The organism is Serratia sp. Tan611 (genome assembly GCF_905188235.1).
Classification (GTDB): Bacteria; Pseudomonadota; Gammaproteobacteria; order Enterobacterales; family Enterobacteriaceae; genus Serratia_B; species Serratia_B rhizosphaerae.
Map to the genome: position 1 here is coordinate 3778985 of NZ_LR994655.1, position 15133 is coordinate 3794117.

The window sequence follows — 15133 nt, forward strand, 5'->3', positions numbered from 1 at the left end:
ATAACAAGACGTATTTGCAGTCTTATTTTTACCAAGATGGACGCGCACAACAAAACAACGCATTAAGAATAATCCCATCTTGATTTTTTATAATATACCAGAAATAAAAAGGATTGATTAAATAGCCATACGGATAAAGCAGACATATAATTCCGCGGATCACCGCCTTGAAAATCACAAGGCAACAATATCCTTTCCAAGTCATAGCCCCCAATAACCACACGCCGAGAGCGGGTGTTCAAGATATCAGCATCACGGATTTAAATATATTTGCATAAATATTATTCATGCTATAGCCCCCTTTTAATGGAAAAACAAAAAAACCAAATAAAAACAATACAATAAATAACAATCACAAATAAATAAGAGTGCATTTACTCAGCGATGAAGTATTTCCGCAATAGAAGCGTCACACAAACAACTCGTCTTACCAGTTGTTTTATTGCTCTGGCATTATTCTTAATTATGTCCGTTATTTTTTCACCAAAACAAAATTTCCTTCTTCTATTGTCAGCGCCATCTTCAAGAGAAAACTTCTCTTATTCTGAAACCGACATTGACAGCTTGCATTCATTGAACTTTCTTTTACAGGGTGCCAATGATGCCCTCAGTGCGTCAATTGTCGCTTATTACTCACCCTGCTGATTCTTTTGTGTTCTGGGGACATGCAATATCTCAGGGGGAGAGATACGTCGAAAAGTTGCAAATGTCACAACAATTCGTATCCATTTGAACTGATATGAGGTGATGCCCTTATGGCTTCCGTATTACCATCACAGCAACAAGCTGCGTCTATTTACTATTCGATTCTGGGGTCCGCCACTACGACCAACGATGCGTTTAACTACTACGCCAACCAGTTGGAAAGCGGAGCGAAAACGGTCGCCGCGTTAGCCTCGGACTTCCTGAACTCAGCGAAAGGACAACAGCTGTACGCAGGCCAAAGTAGCGAACAGATCATCTCGCAGGTGTATGCTCGTGCTTATGGCGAAACGCCATCAGCCGCTCAGATCACCCAACTGCTGGGAACCGGCTCCACCGCTCAGGCGCTGGCCACGCTGGTCGATAACCTGCTGACCTATGACGGTTTCGACAACGCCACCCTGACCAAGCAGGCGACCTTCGAAAACAGCATTGATAAACTGCTGTATCGCGATGCCTCCACCATGCCGTCCCTGGAGCACCAGGAAGACGCCGTTTCCCTGGCGCTGGGCATTGCCGATCGCGGCGTGTTCTCACTGTCGCTGGAAGCCTGGAGTAAAGCGCTGGCAAAAGGCAGCAGCATCAACTATCTGACCAAAACGCTGCTGGACTACCCTGAGTTCCAGCGTACCGTCGGCCAGCTCGACGGCACCGAGTTAGCTCAACATGTGTACACCATCGTGCACGGCGTGGCGGCAACCGCAGAGCAGCTGGCGGCTTACTCGTCGCTGCCGAATAAGCAGACCATCATTGAATCCATCATCAGCGATCTGCGCGACTCCACCTCAACCAACGATACCACCATCACCCAGCAGCATGCTTTCGAAGCGCGCATCGGCGAAAACCTGCTGTATAAAACCGCAGCCAGCCTGAACGTGAGCGAAGGCGGCGGCAATGCCAGCGGCACGGTAAACACCGGCAGCAGCCACCAGTTGACCAACGCAGAAACGGCAATCCTGAAACAGGTGCTGCTCAACGCGGATAAAGCCGGCAGCGTAAACCTGAAATTCGCCGACAATCTGAGCGAACTGACCATCAACGGCAGCGCTGCGGCGACGGTCAATCTGTCCGATAACGGCGCCAACAGCGGTGTGAACATCGCGCTGAACAATGCCAATGTCGTTCTGAACGCAGGTTCCGGCAACGATACCGTCAGCGTCTCCGCCAGCGCCAACATCGCCAATGGTTCCGGCACCTTTAACCTGGGCAAAGGCAATGACTCGCTGGTCTGGGCCGGCAACGCGACTACCGGCGCCAACAGCGTATCCAGCAAGATCAGCGCCAACGGCGGTGACGGTACGGACACCATTTCTGCCAACTTCCTCACCAAATCCGTTGCCACCACCAGCAATGTGCTGGGCATCCGCAGCAGCACCATCACCAGCAACGCCGACAAGTTCAGTAATTTTGAGAAAATCGATCTGGCGGGCTACGTGGGCAAATCCGGCGGTACGCTGAACGGTAAAGCGGTCGCGACCGGTTCTCATACCTTTGACTTTGGCCTGCTGAACGGCACCGCCACCGTGGAAGGCACCAGCGGCGGCAGCGTCACTCAGGGCGCGAAAGCCACCAATCTGGGGTCGCAAGGTTTTGAACTGTCCGGCAAAGCGGATAACGTGAAAGTCATCAACGCCGGCGGCGGTACTGCCGCAGCGCTGAGCGTCACCGGTAACGCCGGTGCCGACAGCAATCTGAGCATCGGTCTGCGTCAGAACGCCACCAACAAGTTCGACATCAACTTCAACGCCACCAGCACCAAAGATATCGACGCCGGCTCCCTGAGCCTGTCGAGCAGCAGCAGCGCGCTGGGCGGCACCTCACTGACCAACGTCAATATCGCCTCCGGCGGTAAGGGCGACTTCAGCAACATCCTGGATCTGGTGGGAACCAACTCTCAGGTACAGACCCTGAAAGTGACCGGCGACCATAACCTGGACCTGACGCTGGGCAGCGGTTACAGCAACGTACGCACCATCGACGCTTCCGGCAACACCGGCGGCATCAACCTGGATTCCGCTCACGGCGGTACCGGTGACGGTATCCTGGTGCAACTGCTGAACATCCTGCCGCTGAGCACCGTGACCACCACGCTGCTGACGCCGCTGCTGAATACGCTGGGCCTGAACGGCTATCAGATGAAAGTGACCGGCACCGGCGCTGACGATACCTTCAGCGTCGCCGCCAACACCACCGTAACCGGCGGGGCTGGCAACAACACTTACGAGCTGAAAGGCAGCACCACCAAAGCCGGTATCACCATCACCGACTTCAACAGCGCTAAAGACAGCATCGTTGACACCACGTCCGGCGTGCACCTCTCCGGCGCTGCCGGCAGCTCGGTAGCAGATTACGGCCTGCGCTCTTCCGATATCATGGATGGTCTGCTGGGCTCGCTGGTTGGCGGCCTGACCAATGGCGTGGTCGGCCTACTGGGCGGCATTCTGGGTCTGGGCAACAGCAACTCGCTGACCTCCAAAGTCGGTATCGCCTCGGTAGCGTTCGATGGCAGTAAAGACGCCAGCTATGTCATCATCGATAACAACGACAACGGCACGCTCGATAATTCAGACAGCGTGATCTACCTGACTAACCAGAACCACCAGTCTCTGGTTAACAGCCTGCATTACACCGATGTCAGCGTTAACGGCGTTGCCGGCACCGCTTCGGCCGACCTGGGCGTAGCCTAACCGCCTCACCCGGTCATCTGACCGCGAATAAAAAAGCCCGCAGCTCAGCCTGCGGGCTTTTTGTTTGCCATATCTCAGATTACTGCCCGGAGGCTATCCCTTCCAACGCCGGCGCAATAGCGGCATCCAGCATCGCCCCGTGGCTTAATGCCGGCCATTGGCGATAGCTGGCCCGCAACCCCGGCAGTGTGTCCAGACGCTGCGACAGCTGACGCGCGACATCGGCCGGCTGCGACGTACGCTCCCCTGGATGCGGCTGCGCCTCAGGGGCCTGTTGCCCCACCCACAGCTGCAGACGGGCGTTCAATACCGGCGGCTGGCGGACAAACGCCTGCGCTTCCTTAAGAATTTGCCCTTTGCCCCACCACAGCGAAGGCTCCACCGCAATATAGTGCTGGAACAACTGCGGACGCTGGAACAGCGTATGCAGCACAAACAGCGCGCCGTATGAATGCCCCCACAGCGTCTGACGCTGCGGATCCACGGTGACGCGCGCCGCCACCTGCGGTTTGATGCGCTGCTCTAGCAGCGTCGCAAACGCATCGGCACCGCCGCTGCGCCAGCGGCCCATCTGCACCGGGTGGCCACGCTGCCCGGCAGGCAACGCCGGCGTATAATCATAGGCGCGCCCGGCTGCATCAATACGCAGATCGTTATCATAAGACAGCATCACCAACAGCGGCGGATGCGGCGCCTGCGCCAGACGCTGCAGTAGCCCGGCATTAAGCTGCATCAACACGGCGTTGCCATCCAGAAAATAAATCACCGGATACCCCGCCGCCGGGGCGGCCTGTTTCGGCTTGGCGATGCGAATGCGGTAGTGGCGTTCACCATCCGCCGAGGCCAGACGAAAGTCGCTGAAGGCATAGTCAGCCGTCCCGCGCTCCGCCACCGTAACGCCAATCCGGCGATCCAAATCCGGCCGGGCGCTGGCGGGCGCCGTTGCGCACACGCTCACCAGCAGTACAAATAAAACCCTATAAAAACGGTGGTAAAACAACGGCATAAACCATCCTGTCTGTAGGTGAAACGTCATAGTGTCGCAACAGATGTTATATAAATTTCAGCCGGGTAGCGCAATCGCCCCGTGACCGTCCCCGCTGGAAATCAATCATGCGTCCGCCTACTATGGCGAATGAGTGATTTACCACCACATCTGACACCGGAGATTCCATGTCACAAAATATCTACGACAACCAACGCTTCTTTGACGGTTACGCGCAGCTCAGCCGCTCGCAACACGGCCTGGACGGTGCACCGGAGTGGGCCAGCATCCGTGAAATACTGCCGGCTCTACAGGGGAAAAACGTCATCGATCTGGGCTGCGGCTACGGCTGGTTCTGCCGCTACGCCCGTGAGCAAGGGGCCGTCGAAGTGCTGGGGATCGATCTGTCGCAAAAGATGCTCGAGAAAGCGCAATCCATGACCAATGACGCCGGTATCCGCTATCAGCAGCAGGATCTGGAAACGGCACAGCTGCCGGCGGCGTCTGCCGATCTGGTTTACAGCTCGCTGACGCTGCATTACATCGTTGACCTGCCAGCGCTGTTCAGCCGCGTCTTTCAGGCGCTGCGCCCCGGCGGCCGGTTTATTTTCACCGCAGAGCACCCCATTTACACCGCGCCGCAGCGGCAGGGCTGGCTGATCGCCGAGGACGGAAAAAAATCATGGCCGGTCAACGGCTACCAGCGTGAAGGAGAGCGTATTTCCAACTGGCTGGCGGAAGGGGTGATCAAACAGCATCGCATGCTGGGCAGTTACCTGAATATGCTGGTGCAGCAGGGCTTCATCATCAATTATTTGAATGAATGGGGGCCTTCAGCACAGCAAATCCGCGACACCCCGGCGCTGGATGAAGAAAAAGAGCGTCCGATGATTTTCATCCTGTCTGCGCAGAAGGCGCGCTAATTCCCCCGCATTTTTCCTCCTGCCCTTCATTCAATATTGCCATTTTCGGGGAGGCCGCCTCCCCCGCGGCGCCTGCGCGCCATAATTCCGCCTATGCCAACGTTCAGGCCGCACCATACCTCGAATAACGGTAAACATGGTCTACGCTTTAAGCAGCAACACAACATAACGTTTATCAGTGGCTAAGGAGTTAGCAATGGGTGATAGTTCAAAAGACGGCGTTATTCTGCTGGCCAGAATATTGCTGATGATCCTGTTTATCATTTTCGGCTGGATGAAACTGACCAACTTTGGCGCAACCGTCACCTCCATGGAAGGTTACGGCGCCCCGATGCCCTATCTGGCGGCGATTATCGCCGTGGTGGTGGAGTTTTTGTTTGGCATCGCGCTGATTGTCGGGATCTTTACCCGCCCCATCGCGCTGCTTTTCGCCCTGTACGTGCTGGGCACCGCCTTTATCGGCCATCCGTTCTGGCAGATGACCGGAGCGGAAATGATGGGCAACGAGATTAACTTCTTTAAAAACGTCAGTATTATCGGCGGGTTGTTGTTGCTGGCGGTCACCGGCGCCGGGCGTTACTCGCTGGACCATAAACTGTTCGATAAATAACCCACGCGGCCGATTAGCGCATTCTGCGCCATCGGCCGCCCTGCACGACGGCGGATAGCCATGAAAATAGAACGGCTGGACCACCTGGTGTTAACGGTGGCGGACATTGAACGCAGTTGCCAGTTTTATCAGCAGGTGCTGGGATTTGACATCATCACCTTTCGCGGCGACCGCAAGGCGCTGCGCTTCGGCCAGCAAAAAATCAATCTGCACCGGCAGGGGCATGAGTTTGAACCAAAAGCGCACCGCCCCACGCCCGGCTCGGCCGACCTGTGTTTTATCACCTCGACCCCGCTTGAGCAGGTGATCGAAGAACTGGACGACCTCGGCGTCATCATTGAGGAGGGGCCGGTGGAGCGCACCGGCGCGATTGGTTCTCTCCTCTCGCTGTATCTGCGCGATCCGGATAATAACCTGCTGGAAATCGCTAATCTGCTGTCCGCCTGAGCGCGCGACGTTAACGGCTGCGCTTGGCGTGACGCTCGAAATTATCCGCTTTGGCCGCCGCAGATTTACGCAGCGTCACATAGCAGGCACCCTCGCCGCCGTCACGCGGCAGCGCGCGGCAAAATGCCTGCACCTGCTCCAGCTGTGCCAGCCACTTGGCGACATAGCTGCGCACAATATTGGCATGGCTCTCATCATCACGCCCGCGACCATGTACGATCAGCAGCGAGCGCAGGTTCTCTTTTTCCGCCAGCGTGATAAACCGGTACAGCTCCTGCCGGCAGGCCTCCACCGGCCGCCTCAGCAGGTGCAGGCTGGCCTGCGGGGCGTAACGTCCGCTGCGCAGCTTATCCAGTACGCCCTGCTGAATCCCTTCCCGTTTGTATTCGAGCGGCGTATCGCCGGGAATAATCGTCAAAAAATCGCTGCTGAGTGGGTTTTCCTCTGACTGTGCCAGCGCGTCGCGCCGGGCGCGCTTATCGACCTGGGACTGCGGTTGCAGATACAGCGTTTGCTGCTGCCCGGATAACGGGATGACGTCCGCCATCGCCTGCTCAAAAAAGCCTTTATCTTCGTTGCTCATCTCGCTGCCACTCACGTAAGGGTTGATACCGGAAACGACCTGGGGCTCCTTGTTCTGCGGGGAATTTCGTTGATTGTAAGACCCTGCGGCCAGGTTGCAAGTTCCGGATGCGCACCGGGAGTTTGTCTGCTTTTGTTCGCAACGGGTGAGCTTACGCGCGCTTTTCGTTATACTGCAGACAGACTACTGAGTGCCGCAAAGGGAAGAAGACCATGACTATGCGCGAGCTGGAAATCCAGTTTCAAAATGCAATGAATGAGTTGCAGGCCAGCTTCGAAAAGCAGCACCGCGAATGGCAACAAAGCTATGACGCTCTGCAACAACAGCTGGAAGAATCCAAACAGCGTGAGATGGCGCTGCTGGAGGAGGCCAAACGGCGTGAGGCCGCGCTGCATGCGCAAAATGAGCAACTGGCGCGCAAACTGAGCACCGCCACTTCCGTTCCGCAACAGCATGCGCTGGTAAAACAGATAAAAATGCTGGGTGCGCATCTGGACGCGTTGGCAAAAGACGCCGCCACGTTCAACCACCATCTGCAAAACCAGCAGCAGACCGCAGGGAACTTCAGCGGCGAGCAGCACTGAAACGGCAGGCGCCAGCCCGGCGCCCCAGACCATCACTGAGTAGAAAATAGCGCCATGACGTGGATTATCATCGCTGTTCTGATCGTCGTATTTATCGCCGGCTATCGGATCCTGACGTCCGATACCCGCAAGGCCGTTGACTCGCTGGCCCAGTGGCTGCGGGTCAAGCCCATGCTGATTGAGTCAATGATGCAGGAAATGGGTGGCCGCAACAGCCAAGCGTTTATTCGCATGCTGAATAACGGCTATACCGAAGAGATGCACCGGGCCGCCTACCTGCTGTTTATCTATGTCGCCTTTATCAAGGAGGCAGACGACACCCAGCTCGCCCAATGGCGCGATATGCTGATTCGCGCCGGCCTGTCGCCGGAACTGAATGCGGAATACACCGAATCCGCCCTGTTCTACTTTGCCGAATTGGATCTGGACGCGTTTGAACTGGCGCAGTTCCGTCGCGCCTATAATGCGCGTTTTAATCTGGATGCGGTAGCCAACGGCTGAGTACCGGCACGGCGCAACGAGCCGCGTTGGGGTTACAGAAACATGCTGTAAAGGTAGCGGCTCAGCGCTTCACGCGAGCTGAAACCGTGGGGAATACCGTAACGCTGGCCCGGACTGTCGCCGCTGACGTCCAGCGGGAATTCAAGGTATTGTTCGCTGACGCGTATCGGCGAAGCCGGCGTGGCGAAATAGCGGCTGCGCTCTTTTAACTCAGGATGAATCACCAGCGCGGTTCTGCCCATCCGGGCTTCCCGGTTCACGTACACATAGTGCTCGCCCTTGCGGTAACCATACGCCTGGTCGGTCATCGAGTCACACTTAAAGCCGGTACTCTCCAATACCTTAGCCACTTCATCCGGCCGTAAATACATCGCTTTCTCCTCTCATTCCAAACTGCCGTGCGACCTTACCGGAATCATTGGCCGAAACAATAATTTTCCGCCGTCAGCACGGGGGTTTCAGACTATTCTTGAGGCACGGTTTATGGCGGGATAGCGTTGCATTCTGCAGAACCAAACGCGCGGTTTGAGGCGCAGCGAAGGGGAAAATGGCGTTACGTTTGAAAGGGAAATCAGGCGTCGACGGGCGGCACGCGGGTTACAAAAAACGGTTCAGAAACAGCCACCAGGCGACCAACAGGCCGCACAAGGCAATCACGCTGCAGATCAGCGCCAACAGGTAGCGATTTATCATGACAGGCGGCCCTAAAAAAACACCCGGGGGAACCGGGTGTTGGCATCAGACGCCATAAGCCAGGCGCTTGACGCGTGGCTTATGGCGATCGCTTAATCAAGCGGCTTTCTTGCCTGCTTTTTTGTGATGCTTTTTCGCCGCCTGCGCTTTTTGCGCCGGGGCTTTTTTAGCGTGTTTTTTCGCTTTGGCGGCCTGAGCTTTCTGCTCTGCGGCTTTTTTATGGGCTTTTTTGTGATGCGTTTTCTTATGGCTGGTTTTTGCCGGCGCTTTTGTCGCCGCGGCAGCCGGTGAGCTGGTGGTTGCCGCCGGTGCAGCTGCTGCCGGCGCAGCCGCAGTTTCAGCCGCGAAGGCCACGGAAGACAGACCCATCGTTGCCGCAACAGCCAGAGCTAATAATTTTTTCATCATTACATTCCTCAGTATGTTCTTCGGTAAGCCCCTGCGGGCCGTTGCAGCAGATACTAGAAGAAGCGCCGTCGCCTTTCCGTGAGTGATTGGTTTCCTTGAGTAACCAAATGTACAACCCCACAGGTGCTGACTCTCACACGTGCCGACGCGCGGCCGAAAAATGGTCTACACTGTAAAGATGTGCTGATGAATATGTGCATGACAGACCTTGGCAGAACGTGGGTATCGCACCCGACGCGCTGCCGGACCGGCGTTAACACCCCTTGCAGTCATAAAGATAAAACAGATGTGCGTCTGGCCCGCGGGAAACCGCGGGCCGCTTACTTTTATCCCCCATACCGTCGCCAGACCGACCAAAACCTCTCCTGATTGACTCTCCTGCTTAGCGGCATAAAAAAATTTTCCGCCGCCGATCCAGCCCCGGTGCGGCCTCGCACAAAAATAGGATAAAACACTATATATAGAGCGGTTGATAAACCTAAGATCAATATCTAGTATCTTAAACATCAGCCGCAGGGACAACGCGTGGGTTGATAACGTCGTCAGAAATGCCGCATCAGGTTCTGGTTTCTGACTTTACCGCCTTTCCTTCAAACCAAAAGGTAAATGCGAATCATGAGTATTATTATTTACAGTAAGCCGGACTGTGTCCAGTGCAACGCCACCTATCGCGCATTCGATAAACAGGGAATTGCTTATCAGGTGATCGATCTCACTCAGGATCAGCAAGCGCTCAACCATGTCAAATCATTAGGCTACCAGCAGGTTCCGGTGATCGTTGCCGGCGACGATCACTGGGCGGGCTTTCGCCCCGACAAAATTGGCGCGTTGATTCACGCCACGGCGTCGTGAGTCGTTCTGATGAATCCATTGGTCTATTTCTCCAGCAGTTCGGAGAACACACACAGGTTCGTTGAGAAACTTGCGCTGCCGGCGATACGCATCCCGATCGCCGGCAGTCGTGAAAAGCTGCAGGTGGATCGCCCCTATATCTTGATCGTACCCAGCTATGGCGGCGGCAGCGCCACCGGCGCGGTGCCGATCCAGGTAATCCGCTTTCTCAACGATCCGCATAATCGCGCTTATCTGCGCGGCGTCATCGCCGCCGGCAACACCAACTTCGGCGCAGCGTATGGCATCGCCGGCGAGATTATCGCCAAAAAATGCCAGGTGCCTTTTCTTTACCGCTTTGAACTGCTCGGCACCGCACAAGACGTTGCAAACGTACGACAGGGAGTAACCGCATTTTGGCAACGACAGAATTGATCAGACCCGGCGCCGACGCGCTGGACTACCACGCGCTTAACGCCATGCTCAACCTTTACGATGCCGAAGGGCACATCCAGTTTGAGCAGGATAAACAGGCCGCGCGCCACTATTTCCTGCAGCACGTGAACCAAAACACGGTGTTTTTCCATAATCTGGCGGAAAAGCTGCGCTATCTGGTGGATGAGGGCTACTACGAACCGCAGGTGCTGACGCAGTACGATTTCCCGTTTATCAAGCAGCTGTTTAAGCAGGCGTATGCGAAAAAGTTTCGCTTTGCGACCTTCCTCGGCGCTTTTAAATATTACACCGGCTATACGCTGAAAACCTTCGACGGCAAACGCTACCTGGAACGCTATGAGGACCGGGTATGTATGGTGGCGCTGACGCTGGCGGCCGGCGATACCACGCTGGCGCAGCATCTGGTGGAGGAGATGGTGTCCGGACGCTTCCAGCCGGCGACGCCCACCTTCCTGAACAGCGGCAAAAAACAGCGCGGCGAGCTGGTTTCCTGCTTCCTGCTGCGGATCGAAGACAATATGGAGTCGATCGGCCGGGCGGTGAACTCGGCGCTGCAGCTGTCGAAACGCGGCGGCGGCGTGGCCTTTCTGCTGAGCAATATCCGCGAGGCCGGCGCGCCGATCAAGCGGATCGAAAACCAGTCGTCCGGGGTGATCCCGATCATGAAGATGCTGGAGGATGCCTTCTCCTACGCCAATCAGCTGGGCGCCCGACAGGGGGCCGGCGCGGTGTATCTGCACGCCCACCATCCGGATATTCTGCGCTTCCTCGATACCAAGCGCGAAAACGCCGATGAGAAAATCCGTATCAAGACGCTGTCCCTTGGCGTCGTGATCCCGGACATCACCTTCGAACTGGCGAAAAACAACGAAGAGATGTACCTGTTCTCGCCGTATGACGTCGAAAGAGTGTACGGCGTGCCGCTGTCGGAGCTCAGCGTCAGTGAAAAGTACCGCGAAATGGTGGACGACAAGCGCATCCGCAAGTCGCGTATCAACGCGCGTGAGTTTTTCCAGCTGCTGGCGGAAATTCAGTTTGAGTCCGGTTATCCCTATATCATGTTTGAAGATACGGTGAACCGCGCCAATCCGATCGCCGGCCGCATCAATATGAGCAACCTGTGCTCGGAAATCCTGCAGGTCAACCGCGCCAGCCGCTACAACGACGATCTCAGCTATCAGCAGATCGGTAAGGACATCTCCTGCAACCTGGGTTCGCTGAACATCGCCAAAACCATGGACGCGCCGGACTTCGGCAAAACGGTGGAAACCGCCATTCGCGCGCTGACCGCGGTGGCAGAGATGAGCGATATCAGTTCCGTGCCCTCCGTCGCCGAAGGTAACCGCGCCTCGCGCGCCATTGGTCTCGGCCAGATGAACCTGCACGGCTATCTGGCGCGTGAACGCATCTTCTACGGCTCGCCGGAAGGGATCGACTTCACCAATATCTATTTTTACTGCGTCGCCTATCACGCCCTGCGCGCCTCGAATCAGCTGGCGATCGAGCGCAAATGCAGCTTCGGCGGCTTTGAAGAGTCGGCCTATGCCAGCGGCGAATACTTCGCCAAATACATTGATACCCCATGGCTGCCGCAGACCGAGCGGGTAAACGCGCTGTTTGCCGACGCCGGTGTCTCTATCCCGACACAGGCGGACTGGCAGGCGCTGCGCCAGTCGGTGATGCTGCACGGTTTGTACAACCAGAACTTGCAGGCGGTGCCGCCAACCGGTTCGATTTCTTACATCAACAACTCCACCTCAAGCATCCATCCGATCGTCTCGCGTATCGAGATCCGCAAGGAGGGCAAGATCGGCCGCGTCTATTATCCGGCGCCCTATATGACCAATGATAATTTGGCGTATTACCAGGACGCCTACGAGATTGGTCCGGAAAAGATCATTGATACCTACGCGGCCGCTACCCAGCATGTCGATCAGGGGCTGTCGCTGACGCTGTTCTTCCGCGACAGCGCCACTACCCGCGATATCAACCGGGCGCAGATCTACGCCTGGCGCAAGGGCATTAAAACCATCTACTACATCCGCCTGCGTCAGATGGCGCTGGAAGGTACCGAAGTTCAGGGCTGCGTGTCCTGCGCGCTGTGAGGAACGTTATGAAACTGCAGAGAGTCCAGGCGATCAACTGGAATAAAATCGAAGACGATAAGGATCTGGAAGTATGGAACCGGCTGACCGCCAATTTCTGGCTGCCGGAGAAGGTGCCGCTGTCGAACGATATCCCCTCCTGGGGCACGCTGACGCCGAAGGAGCAGCAGCTGACCATTCGCGTGTTCACCGGCCTGACGCTGCTGGACACCATTCAGAACACCGTCGGCGCGCCGACGCTGATCGGTGATGCCATCACCCCACATGAAGAGGCGGTCTATTCCAATATCAGCTTTATGGAAGCGGTGCACGCACGCTCCTACAGCTCGATCTTCTCCACGCTGTGCCAGACCCGCGACGTCGATGAGGCCTACCGCTGGAGTGAAGAGAACCGCGCGCTGCAGAAAAAGGCCGATATCATTCTGGCGCATTACCGCAGCGACGATCCGCTGTTGAAAAAGGTCGCCAGCGTGTTTCTGGAATCCTTCCTGTTCTACTCCGGCTTTTATCTGCCGATGTACTGGTCCAGCCGCGCCAAACTGACGAATACCGCCGATCTGATCCGCCTGATCATCCGCGACGAAGCGGTGCATGGCTACTACATCGGCTATAAATTCCAAAAAGGGCTGGAGCAGGTCGACGCCGCCCGTCGCCAGCAGGTGAAGCGCTTTGCCTTCGACCTGCTGCAGGACCTGTATGAAAACGAGGTGCACTACACCGAGGAACTGTACGACGAGGTGGGCTGGACGGAAGAGGTGAAAACCTTCCTGCACTACAACGCCAACAAAGCGTTGATGAACCTCGGTTACGAGGCGCTGTTCCCGGCATCCATGGCGGAGGTTAACCCGGCGATTCTGTCGGCGCTCTCCCCCAATGCCGACGAGAACCACGATTTCTTCTCCGGTTCGGGGTCGTCTTACGTGATTGGCAAGGCGGTGATCACCGAAGATGAAGACTGGGCGTTTTAAGCGGCCAAAAAAAGCCCCGTGGGGACGGGGCAAGGCAAAGACCTGCTAAGGAACACTATCAGGCAAAGAAATGCGACAACACCAGCAGAGAAAGGGATACGTTGATCGCGCCGCCGATGCGGGTGGCGATCTGGGCGAACGGCATCAGCGACATGCGGTTGCCGGCCGTCAGGATCGCCACGTCGCCGGTGCCCCCCTGCCCGCTCTGGCAACAGGAAACAATGGCGACATCGATCGGGTGCATGCCAATTTTTTTACCGACGAGGAAACCGGTGCCCACCAGCGCGCCGACGGTGCAGACAATCACGATCAGGTTCTGCACGGTGAAGGCGTCCACCAGCTCCTGCCACGGGGTAATCGCCACACCGACGGCGAACAGAATCGGGTACGTCACCGCAGTGCGGAAGAATTTATACACCACCTGTGAGCCTTCCTGGATACGCGGCGAAACGCCGTGCGCCAGTTTGACCGCCACGGCGGCAAACAGCATGCCGACCGGTGCCGGCAGGCCAATCATACGGTGCAGCAGCATCCCCACCATATACAGCAGAATCGCCAGCAGCGCGCCGCAGGCCAGCGTGCTGACGTCCACCTTGCCGCTGACTTTTTCGACCGCCGACATCTCGCTGCCGCCCGCTTTACTCGGCATCAGGCTGCCTTCGCCGGTGAGATGCGGGTAGCGTTTGCCCAGTTGGTTCAGCAGGCCGGCCATCACGATCGCCGTCAGGCTGCCGAGCATGACGATCGGCAGAATGCGCCCCAGCGCCACGCCCTGCTCCATATGCAGGATCGTCGCATAGCCCATTGACAGCGGAATCGCCCCTTCGCCGACGCCGCCGGCCATGATCGGCAGGATCAGGAAGAAGAAGATCTGGAACGGCTCCAGCCCCAGCGCCAGCCCGACGCCCATCCCCACCAGCATGCCGACGATCTCGCCGCACAGCATCGGCACGAAGATACGCAGGAAGCCCTGGATCAGCACCTGGCGGTTCATGCTCATAATGCTGCCGACGATAATGCAGCAGATGTAGAGATAAAGAATATTGGTCGACTTATAGAATTTGGTGGTCGACGCCACCACCACGTCCGGCAGCAGACCGTAATGCACCAGCGCAGAGGGGATAAAGGTCGCGCAGATTGCTGCCGCCCCCATTTTCCCCACCAGCGGCAGACGTTTGCCGAACTCACCGCAGGCAAAACCAAAAAAGGCCAGCGTCGCCACCATCACCACGATATCGCTGGGCAACGAGCCTTCCAGACAGTCGAGCAGAATCAGTCCGCCAGCCAGTAAAAAGAACGGCAGCGGAATAATGCCTATTTTGTAATTATCCAAAACCCGCCACCACTTTTCCCGCAGCGGAACGTCTGCGGTTTTATCGCCGGCAACGAGATAAGAATCATCAGTTGTGCTCATAATCTGGCCTCTTATTGGTTTGTTCAGCCATCATAGATAATGCAACAGATTATTCGCTGTGATTCTGTTCAAAGATAAAAAGGGTTTTTAATGGTGGTTATGGTTTCTATGGTTTTTAATCGGGTTATGTAAAATATGGCGTGGTGTTAATGGTTTTAAAGATAATTTAATTTAAACTTTATCGAATTATAAACAGTGTAGACGAATTCGCCACGGCGAGTATAAAGCCATGCCGG

General features: G+C 56.4%; 16 protein-coding genes. 11 read left to right on the plus strand and 5 right to left on the minus strand.

The annotated features are described in order from the left end of the window. Window positions 1-755: 755 nt before the first annotated feature. Window positions 756-3389: a DUF4214 domain-containing protein gene (locus tag TAN611_RS17835; RefSeq protein ID WP_203066816.1), complete on the plus strand. Its 2634-nt coding sequence runs from the start codon at window positions 756-758 to the stop codon at window positions 3387-3389. Window positions 3390-3468: 79 nt separating this feature from the next. On the opposite strand, the gene TAN611_RS17840 is transcribed toward TAN611_RS17835, so the two are convergent. Next, the gene (locus TAN611_RS17840) at window positions 3469-4395 is read right to left on the minus strand and encodes an alpha/beta hydrolase (RefSeq protein ID WP_203066817.1); all 927 of its coding nucleotides are present in this window, start codon (window positions 4393-4395) and stop codon (window positions 3469-3471) included. 167 nt (window positions 4396-4562) lie between these two features. On the opposite strand from TAN611_RS17840, the gene TAN611_RS17845 reads away from it, so the two are divergent. The 3 genes from TAN611_RS17845 (at window position 4563) to TAN611_RS17855 (ending at window position 6354) form a co-directional block, all read left to right on the plus strand. Further along, window positions 4563-5297 carry a bifunctional 2-polyprenyl-6-hydroxyphenol methylase/3-demethylubiquinol 3-O-methyltransferase UbiG gene (locus tag TAN611_RS17845; RefSeq protein ID WP_203066818.1) on the plus strand — a complete coding sequence of 245 codons (735 nt, stop codon included), beginning with the start codon at window positions 4563-4565 and terminating at the stop codon, window positions 5295-5297. A gap of 196 nt (window positions 5298-5493) precedes the next feature. Next, window positions 5494-5907 carry a DoxX family protein gene (locus TAN611_RS17850; protein WP_203066819.1) on the plus strand — a complete coding sequence of 138 codons (414 nt, stop codon included), beginning with the start codon at window positions 5494-5496 and terminating at the stop codon, window positions 5905-5907. 60 nt (window positions 5908-5967) lie between these two features. After that, window positions 5968-6354: a VOC family protein gene (locus tag TAN611_RS17855; protein ID WP_203066820.1), complete on the plus strand. Its 387-nt coding sequence runs from the start codon at window positions 5968-5970 to the stop codon at window positions 6352-6354. Between the two features lie 10 nt (window positions 6355-6364). Here TAN611_RS17855 and smrA read toward each other — a convergent pair whose 3' ends face one another. Beyond that, on the minus strand, window positions 6365-6937 hold the full coding sequence (gene smrA / locus TAN611_RS17860; protein ID WP_105232247.1) for a DNA endonuclease SmrA: 573 nt from the start codon (window positions 6935-6937) through the stop codon (window positions 6365-6367). A gap of 212 nt (window positions 6938-7149) precedes the next feature. On the opposite strand from smrA, the gene TAN611_RS17865 reads away from it, so the two are divergent. Both TAN611_RS17865 and TAN611_RS17870 read left to right on the plus strand, forming a co-directional pair. After that, a complete protein-coding gene (locus tag TAN611_RS17865; RefSeq protein WP_111736586.1) occupies window positions 7150-7521 on the plus strand; it encodes an MbeD/MobD family mobilization/exclusion protein in 372 nt (123 codons plus the stop codon). A 54-nt stretch (window positions 7522-7575) separates the two neighbouring features. Next, window positions 7576-8022 carry a DUF1198 family protein gene (locus TAN611_RS17870; RefSeq protein ID WP_105232249.1) on the plus strand — a complete coding sequence of 149 codons (447 nt, stop codon included), beginning with the start codon at window positions 7576-7578 and terminating at the stop codon, window positions 8020-8022. A gap of 32 nt (window positions 8023-8054) precedes the next feature. On the opposite strand, the gene TAN611_RS17875 is transcribed toward TAN611_RS17870, so the two are convergent. Both TAN611_RS17875 and asr read right to left on the minus strand, forming a co-directional pair. Then, window positions 8055-8393: a DUF2002 family protein gene (locus tag TAN611_RS17875; RefSeq protein ID WP_105232250.1), complete on the minus strand. Its 339-nt coding sequence runs from the start codon at window positions 8391-8393 to the stop codon at window positions 8055-8057. 418 nt (window positions 8394-8811) lie between these two features. Further along, window positions 8812-9120: an acid resistance repetitive basic protein Asr gene (gene asr, locus TAN611_RS17880; RefSeq protein ID WP_105232251.1), complete on the minus strand. Its 309-nt coding sequence runs from the start codon at window positions 9118-9120 to the stop codon at window positions 8812-8814. A gap of 197 nt (window positions 9121-9317) precedes the next feature. Between asr and TAN611_RS23730 the strand changes: the two genes are divergently transcribed. The 5 genes from TAN611_RS23730 (at window position 9318) to nrdF (ending at window position 13483) form a co-directional block, all read left to right on the plus strand. Next, window positions 9318-9380 (plus strand): hypothetical protein, encoded by a 63-nt coding sequence (locus tag TAN611_RS23730; protein ID WP_222618814.1) that lies wholly within the window; start codon window positions 9318-9320, stop codon window positions 9378-9380. Window positions 9381-9738: 358 nt separating this feature from the next. Next, window positions 9739-9975: a glutaredoxin-like protein NrdH gene (gene nrdH / locus TAN611_RS17885; protein WP_105232252.1), complete on the plus strand. Its 237-nt coding sequence runs from the start codon at window positions 9739-9741 to the stop codon at window positions 9973-9975. Window positions 9976-9984: 9 nt separating this feature from the next. Beyond that, a complete protein-coding gene (gene nrdI, locus TAN611_RS17890; RefSeq protein WP_111736585.1) occupies window positions 9985-10389 on the plus strand; it encodes a class Ib ribonucleoside-diphosphate reductase assembly flavoprotein NrdI in 405 nt (134 codons plus the stop codon). Continuing rightward, window positions 10371-12515 (plus strand): class 1b ribonucleoside-diphosphate reductase subunit alpha, encoded by a 2145-nt coding sequence (nrdE, locus tag TAN611_RS17895; RefSeq protein ID WP_105232254.1) that lies wholly within the window; start codon window positions 10371-10373, stop codon window positions 12513-12515. Before nrdI ends, nrdE begins: the two co-directional genes overlap by 19 nt. An 8-nt stretch (window positions 12516-12523) precedes the next feature. After that, window positions 12524-13483: a class 1b ribonucleoside-diphosphate reductase subunit beta gene (gene nrdF / locus TAN611_RS17900; RefSeq protein WP_111736583.1), complete on the plus strand. Its 960-nt coding sequence runs from the start codon at window positions 12524-12526 to the stop codon at window positions 13481-13483. Between the two features lie 58 nt (window positions 13484-13541). Here the strand turns inward: nrdF and TAN611_RS17905 are convergent, their stop codons facing one another. After that, complete coding sequence (locus TAN611_RS17905) at window positions 13542-14897, minus strand: 2-hydroxycarboxylate transporter family protein (RefSeq protein WP_187044231.1); 1356 nt, start codon at window positions 14895-14897, stop codon at window positions 13542-13544. Window positions 14898-15133 lie beyond the last annotated feature (236 nt).